4 protein-coding genes are annotated in these 4,938 nt (G+C 70.5%); 2 read left to right on the forward strand and 2 right to left on the reverse strand.

What is annotated here, in order from left to right; translation table 11 throughout:
* Window positions 1-518 (reverse strand): contractile injection system protein, VgrG/Pvc8 family (locus tag NS331_RS14680; protein ID WP_275936467.1); only part of this gene is annotated, 518 nt, incomplete at its 3' end.
* A gap of 224 nt (window positions 519-742) precedes the next feature.
* On the reverse strand, window positions 743-1,381 hold the full coding sequence (locus NS331_RS14685) for a hypothetical protein (protein WP_242873758.1): 639 nt from the start codon (window positions 1,379-1,381) through the stop codon (window positions 743-745).
* A 491-nt stretch (window positions 1,382-1,872) separates the two neighbouring features.
* Here NS331_RS14685 and NS331_RS14690 point away from each other — a divergent pair, with 491 nt between their 5' ends.
* Both NS331_RS14690 and NS331_RS14695 read left to right on the forward strand, forming a co-directional pair.
* Entirely contained in the window at window positions 1,873-2,241 is a 369-nt protein-coding gene (locus NS331_RS14690; protein WP_058642725.1) for a hypothetical protein, read from the forward strand.
* Between the two features lie 51 nt (window positions 2,242-2,292).
* Window positions 2,293-4,938, forward strand: a 2,646-nt coding sequence (locus NS331_RS14695) for a beta strand repeat-containing protein (RefSeq protein WP_153012863.1), incomplete at its 3' end; no start/stop codon positions are given.

Below are 4,938 nucleotides of genomic sequence, written 5' to 3' on the forward strand. Positions count from 1 at the left end.
ATGGGGTAGCGCTCGAGCAGGCGCTTGTCGACGGGGAAGGGGTAGTGGGCGAGGACGGCATCCAGGATGTCCACGACGGTGGCGTTCTGGAAGATGCGGCAGTCGGCGTTGAGGGTCGCCAGGTGCAGCCAGGGGCGCAGCACGAGGCGGTACTGCAGGTGGCGGCCTTCCTCGCCGACCAAGGCAGCCTCGGTGATGAGGGCGTTGATCTGGCGGATACCGGCGCCGAGGTGGTCCACAGCATCACCGACGCCGCCGGGCAAAAAGTAGCCTGAGCCATCGAGTTCGATCTCGCAGCAGATCTCCCGGCCGATGAGGGCGTCGAGGTCGAGGTTGGCGCACGCCTCGGCCAGGGCGCCGGGGGTCAGGGAATCCGGGGTCTGCAGCAGCAGTTCGTAGCAGAAGAGGGTGTTGACGCCCTCGTGGCCAGAGAGCCGCACTGGATACAGCAGCGGCTCGCCGGCGAAGACGGGCAGCGCGGGCGAGCTCACCCGCAGCGTGTGTGACAGTGTGGACATGAAACCTTCCCTGATTTCTGCCGATGGGTCATCTCCAGGGGGATGCCTTTCGGTCTGGGGAGGGAGATTAGTGCCTCGCTGGTTCCACAGATCGTTTTGTCGCCACGGCCGTCATCAATTCGGCAGGTCTCGTGAATTAGTCGACGCCGCAACCATTCGCGGCAACGAATCGTCTACGTTGGTTTACGAGCAGTCCCAGCGCGATGGCCGGGACTTGTCACCGCTCACAGCGGCAGGCACTTGAGCTGCACGCCGGGCGCCTGCAGGCGCTCCGCATACAGCCCGTCGCGCGTGGGCGACAGCAGCGCGTGCAGGCCTTCCATCAGCGGCACGGTGTCGCCGGCCTTGGCCTGGCGGTAGCAGCGGCCCAGGTTCTCCAGGCTGGCCTTGAGCGACTGGCCCTGCGCGGCATCGCTGCGCGCCAGGGCGTCGGCCTGCGCATTCAGCCAGTCCTCCTGCGCCTTCAGGCCCGGGTCGGGCAGCTTGGCGGCCTCCTCCTTGGGGATCATGGTGGCGTACAGGCGCTGCAGGCTCTGCTCGCCGCCCTGGGCCATGCGCAGGCTGGCGTCGTAATGCACCTCGAAGCTGCCCTGGCGCCAGATCACGCGGCGCACCTGGTAGTCGAGCTGGCCTTCGGCACCCCCCAGCGTCTGGATGAGTTCGCGGGCCCTGGCGTTGTCCGGGTCGTCGGTAAAGTTCTGGCGCAGTGCCTGGGCGATGGCGGCATCGTCCGGATAGCGGATGTCGCCGCCGCGCTCGCAGCCGGCCAGCAGGGCCGCGGCGGCCACCAGGCCGAGCAGGCTGGGCAGGCGGCGGCGCGGGAAAGGAATCATCGAGTTGGGCACTGCGGGGTTCTGGCGCATCGCACTTTCACAAGGATGAACAGGCCGCCAGTGTCCCCGCCGCACGGGCGTCCGGGCTGTCGGGCAGGGTCCACAACGGTTACGGCCGCCGGTGCTTTGTGAAGACGTGTTTCACCAAAAGGGTGCGCGGCACGGCAGATTCGTTTCAACGGGACCGTCAGCCGTTTGACAGCCACGTTCAGCCTGCGTTAAGCAACGCGGTTCGCCCAGACGCCGCAGGATTCGAACGCTTTTTTCTACCTTTTGGGAACGCGTCCTACAAACCACGCCCGTCCACCGACCCGTCGTGTACGGCTCGGCCTACCCCGCAACTCTTGGGAATTCTTCACATTTCACGCGCAGATTTGGAAGCAAACGCAAAAAAATGTGAGCAACACAGCGACTTACATCTATGTCAAAGCGACATCCGGGACGCCGATAGATTGCGGTCCGTGGTCCGACGAGGACCGCGCTTCAACCCCTCTTTCATCGCATCCACAGGAGTCCTTTCCATGAAGAAATTCGTTGCAGCCGGTGCCGTCGCCCTCATGGCCGGTCTGTGCGCCCCCGCCTTTGCCCAGAGCGGCGCCGTCACCATTCCGGGCGTCGGCAAGGCCAACGGATCGACCGGTTCCGAAATCACCAACAGCCGCATCACGGTGAGCGGCAACAAGGCGCGCGACGTGCTGGCCGGCGGCGGCGAGGCCGGCATCCTGAAGGTGGGGGCCAACGTCAGCATGACCGGCATGGCCAACGTCAACAGCGTCAACATCACCGGCTCCAAGGTGCGCAACAGCGACATCACGGTCAGCGGCAACGAGGCCGACACCATCAAGGCCATCGGCGGCACGGCGAACGTCAACTCCGTCAACATCAACTGAACGGACGCCCTCGCTCGGCGCGCCGGGACGGCCGCCGGGCACGAGGGCTGAATGAATGAACGCAGCCGATCCGCCCGCCGTCCCGGCCATTCGATGGAGACCGCGCCCGTGCCCCAGGCCCCGAGACACAAGAACACCGCCCTCGTCCATGCCCTCGCCCTGGTGTGCGGTGGCCTGGCCGCCCTGGCGGCCGCCCCCGCGCAGGCGCAGGAAAGCGTGCTGCACGGCCTGGGCTGGGTCACCGAGCGGCCGGGCGCGACGCTTCAGGGCGGCAGTGCAGCCCGCAACACCGGCAACCGCGCCAGCGGCGAGGTGATGGCGAGCGGGGGCAAGGCGACGGCCGGGGCGGGCCTGGCGGGCTCGGCCGAGCTCATCGCGACCGCGCAGGCCAACATGATCGGCCTGTCGGCGCTGGACACGCAAAACACGCAGGTGTCGGTGCTGCAGAACCAGGTCAGCGGCTTCGTGCGCGCGGTCGGCGGCGCGGCGTCGGCCAACAGCGTGCTGCTGTCGGGCGGCCAGGGCCGCCGGCCCCTGACCGACAGCCGCATCCAGATCCAGAACAACCAGGCGAGCCGCATCGAGGCCCACGGCGCCAAGGCGTCGCTGGCGCTCGGTGCCGGCTCGCTGCAACTGCCCGGGCGCGCCACGGCCAACGGCCTGCTGGCCGACGAGAGCGACCTGCGCCGCCTGCGCGCGGACGTGACCGGCAACCGCGCCGAGGGCGTGGCCTCGCTCGGCGGCGCGGCCATTGCCAACGGCAGCACGCTGGCGCGCACGCCGGTGGACGACCTGCAGATCACCCAGACCGACAACCGGGCCCGCGACGTGCGCGCCGGCGGCGGCAGCGCCAGCGTGGGCTGGGGCGCGGTCGCCTCGGCGCAACTCAGCGGCGTGGCCGCGGCCAATGCGCTGACGGCCGCCAACAGCCGGCTCGACGGTGCGCGCCTGCTGCAGCAGGGCAACCAGGCCGAATCGATCACGGCCACGGGCGGCAGCGCCCTGGCCAACAGCCTGAACCTGGCCGATTACCAGGGCGCCGCGCTGCGCCAGTACAGCGCGCAGATCGCCAACAACCGGGCGAGCCGCGTCGATGCCGACGGCGGCAGCGGCTCGGTGCTGGGCGGCGCACTGGCGGACGTGAAGATGGCCGCCGTGGCGCTGGCCAACAGCATTTCGGTGCAGGGCGGCAGCGTGGAAGGCGGCACCCGGCACACGGTCAGCGGCAACGTGGCCGACGGCGTGCGCGCCAATGGCGGCGCGGCCGTGGCCAACAGCGTGTGGCTGGACAGGGCCACCACGCGCGCCACCAGCGTGGCCATTCAGGACAACAAGGCCGACAACGTCGCCACCACCGGCTTCCAGGGCAGCGCGGCCGGCGGGCTGATCGCCTCGGGCCGGCAGAACGCCATGGCGCTGGTCAACAGCCTGGGCGTGCTGGGATCGGACGTGGACGCGGGCCGCGTCGACATCCTCGGCAACCAGGCCTCGGGCCTCGCGTCGCGCGGCGGCAGGCTGGTGGCCAATGCCGTGAGCGTGGAAAAGGGCGAGGGCGGTGCATCGCGCCTGTCGGCCCGCACCACCGTGCAGGACAACAGCGCCCGCCAGATTTCCACCGGTGCCGCCTCGGGCGCGGTGGCGGGCGGGCTGGCCTCGACCGACCAGAACGCACGCGCGGCCGTCAACGCCGTGGTGCTGCACCAGAACGCGCGCGCCGACGGCGGCTCCACCCTCCAGGTGACGGGCAACCGCGCGTCCAACGTGAGGGCGCCGGGCGGCACGGCGCTGGTCAACGCCCTGGGCGTGTACCGCGACTCGCAGCTCGCGGGCAGCCCGGTGACGCTGGCCGGCAACCAGGCCAGCGACGTGACGGCGGGCGGCGGCTCGGGCCAGGCACTGGGTGCCGGCTCGGCGAAGAACGGCATCCTGGTGGCCAACGGCCTGTACCTGGAAGGCGACGGCGGCGCGCGGCTCGCGTCCTCGCCGCTCACGGTGCGCGGCAACACGGCGCGCCAGCTGCAGGCCGATGGCGGGCGGGTGAATGCGAACGCGCTGGCCGTCAACGGCCAGGGCGACGTGCAGGCCAGCCCGGTCACGCTGACCGGCAACCAGGCCAGCGACGTGCGCAGCAGCGGCGAGCAGGGCACGCTGTTCGGCAAGGCGGTCAGCGGCGGCGTGGGCCAGGCCTATGCCAACGCGGTGCAGGTGCTGGGCCGGCTACGCGGCACCAGCCTGGCGCTGGCCGACAACCTGGCCGGCCAGGTGCGCGGCGACCAGGCGCTGGCGGCGGCCAACAGCGTGCTGCTGGACGAGAGCGCGACGCTGGAAGGCAGCAGCGTCAGCCTGCGCGGCAACCAGGCGCAGGGCGTGCAGGCCAGGGGCGGCCATGTGGCGGCGGCCAACAGCCTGGTCAACGAAGGCCGCATCAGCGGTGCGCAGATCGGCATCGACGGCAACCGCGCGACGGTGCAGGCCGACGGCGGCGACGCCATCGCCAACACGGTGCGCAACCGCGGCAGCATGGCCGGCAGCCGCGTGACGATCGGCGGCAACCAGGGCCAGGTGGCGCGCAAGGGCACGGCCAACAGCGTGGACAACAGCGGCACGCTGGCCGGCGGGCAGATCACCATCCTGGGCAACCAGGGCAGCGCGCAGGACGGCGGCACCGTCAATTCCTTCGTCAACAGCGGCCGCGCG

This window comes from Pseudacidovorax intermedius, from assembly GCF_001476815.1.
GTDB classification, from domain to species: domain Bacteria; phylum Pseudomonadota; class Gammaproteobacteria; order Burkholderiales; family Burkholderiaceae_C; genus Xenophilus; species Xenophilus intermedius_A.